Raw genomic sequence first — 2,290 nt, forward strand, 5'->3', positions numbered from 1 at the left:
CGTTCTCTCATTATGGCAACGAAAAGCTCTTTTGAGTGCAATCTGCAAAACTTTTTCAAGGATAACTGTTTTTAACCAAATGATTCTTAGTACGTGTCGGGACGTAAAAGGCTTCAATTCAACTTGATGCATCTACATGCCGCCCTCGGCATTAACTAACCGTTAGGCAACTTCAAGATTAGCAACGTCACCAGCGCCTGATCATGCCACCTACTATGCGCCGGGATAGCCAGTCTCTCATTCCGTATCTTTTTGGTGTTCTTCGCGCAAATCGTTGCGCCTGAAAGATCCCGTTCAACGGGCTCCACCGCACCGCACCGAAATCGCGATGCTCGTGACGCTCGCCACGGTGCGCTGATTCCGGTCTTCCTCCACCAAGCCCCACCGCTTGGTGGTTCGAGCGAGTGCCCGCAGGTCGCCCTGCAGCTCTAGGCTCGGACCGCCATGACCTTCACCAGCAGCACGCGTCCGACACCCAGGTTCTGGGCCTTCAATGCGGCGGTCATGTACGAGGAGAACCGGCTCGCATCGACCGGCATCATCGGCGAGGCATAGAGCCGCGCGAATTCGATCGCCGCGATCAGTGACGCGGCTCGGAGCAAAGGAAGTTTAGCTGTCAGCTGGCTAGCCGCCTCGTCGTCCTTAGCCTCGATCACGAGTTGATACCGCAAGACGCCATCGGTCCGGGCTCCGTCGACGATCGGTACGCTCATCTCATCCATGGTGACGAGATGAAGCTCGCCACCGCTACCCGAAGCAGAGGCGGTCGCGGCCGAAACGACGAGGGAGAGCGCAAGGGCTAGACGAGTGAGTTTTCGCATGGAAGCTCCGGCAACTCTGCACAGGCACCAACCGGCGGGCACCTTTCCTCTATAATAGAAGGAAACCCTTCCTTTGGGACGATCCATGAGCCAAGATCAGAAACCAGCGCGCATGCGTGTCGTCAGCGGCGGCACCAACACCGAGACCGCACCCGCCCAAAGGCGACGCGGAGACGCCGCCGATGCTGTCATCGTGGACGCAGCCCGATCGACCAAGCACGCAGGGCCAGCCACGACCACGCCGTCCACGGCAAGCCGCAAGACGGCGGCGATGCTCGTCCTGTTCCTGGTCTGCTGCGCGTTGGGCGGTGCGCTGTTCCCGCTGATCGGCGTCTCGTGATGACGAAGGCATCCTTCTCGTTGTTGGTGGCCTCCGTCCTCGCCGTCGCCGGCTCCACCGCCGAGGCCGTGCCTACGGCAACGTCAGCAGGAGCAATGCCTGACCCTGGTCTCGGTGCCCTTGTCGCCGCGACGCCACAAGAAGCGGTCTCTCCTCCGATCGGCCGCGCCCGCTTCACCGGCTTCGCCGCGAACCTTGCGGAGCAGCCGACCCTTTCGGGGCCGGATGCCTGGCCAGTTCTCTCCTATGACGATGCCTGGGCGGCGCTTGCCGGCACCACCTCGGCCACACGACAGCAGGCGCGCTGGATGTATGCCCGCAGCCTGATCGGCCAGGGCAGGGGCTCGGAGGCGTTAGGCGTGCTCGAGGTCATGAAGAGCGACGATCCCGATCTGACGCTGGTGGACAGCTGGCAGCTCGCTCGCGGCGCGGCGCTGACGCAGCTCGGTCGTCATGCCGAGGCGCTGGACGCGCTAAGAGGTGACGTCCTGACCGACAATCCGGAAGCCTGTGCATGGCGGATGCGGAGCCTGGGCGAGGCCGGTTTCGCCGGGCAGGCGCTCGGGCAGGTTCAATGCTCACTCGCGGCGATCAACGCTCGTTCCATGCAGCAGCGCGCGAGTTTTGTTCTCGCCGCCTCGCGCGCAGCGCTCGGGGCGGACAAGCCGGCTCAGGCGATTACTTGGCTTGCCCAGCTGCGCGACCGCGATCCTGGAGCCAATCTCCTCAGGGGTAGGGCTTACATCGCCCTCGGAGAAGCGCAGGAAGGCCGACTGCGCCTCGGCCGTGTCGGCCTCAGCGGTACCGCTGAAGAGCGCATGGACGCGAAGATCAGTATTCTCGAAGGGAGCGTCGGCGCCAAGACCCTCGCCGCTGCGACGGCGTTGAAGGAGCTTGATCATATCCGTTTCGCCTGGCGCGGCGGCGAAATCGAGAAGCGCGCGCTCCTGCTGACGGCTCAGCTCAGCGCGGGCGCGCACGACACCGCGAGATCGCTCCTGGCTGGTGCCGCGCTCTTCCGGTACTTCAATCTCGGCACGGCCGCCGCACCGACCTTGAACGCCCTTCGGGCGCAGTTCACGGCCGCTCTCGCCGCTGACAGCGGCATGCCGTTAGACAAGGCTGCTGG

2 protein-coding genes and 1 pseudogene are annotated in these 2,290 nt (G+C 63.5%); 2 read left to right on the forward strand and 1 reads right to left on the reverse strand.

Features of this window, described 5'->3' with window-relative positions; all coding sequences use genetic code 11:
- Positions 1–428: 428 nt before the first annotated feature.
- Entirely contained in the window at positions 429–821 is a 393-nt protein-coding gene (locus tag VF631_RS02835) for a hypothetical protein (RefSeq protein ID WP_431848755.1), read from the reverse strand.
- Between the two features lie 85 nt (positions 822–906).
- Between VF631_RS02835 and VF631_RS02840 the strand changes: the two genes are divergently transcribed.
- A complete protein-coding gene (locus VF631_RS02840; RefSeq protein ID WP_431848756.1) occupies positions 907–1,161 on the forward strand; it encodes a hypothetical protein in 255 nt (84 codons plus the stop codon).
- Positions 1,162–1,256: 95 nt separating this feature from the next.
- Positions 1,257–2,290: pseudogene (locus VF631_RS02845) on the forward strand (hypothetical protein); the annotation flags it as partial.

Origin of the sequence: Allosphingosinicella sp. (assembly GCF_036387615.1) — a bacterium.
GTDB lineage: Bacteria > Pseudomonadota > Alphaproteobacteria > Sphingomonadales > Sphingomonadaceae > Allosphingosinicella.

Excerpts from the sequence above, each read along its gene's own strand:
- VF631_RS02835 (WP_431848755.1), bottom strand. The coding sequence starts at position 821 with ATGCGAAAACTCACTCGTCTAGCCCTTGCGCTCTCCCTCGTCGTTTCG.
- VF631_RS02840 (WP_431848756.1), top strand. The coding sequence starts at position 907 with ATGAGCCAAGATCAGAAACCAGCGCGCATGCGTGTCGTCAGCGGCGGC.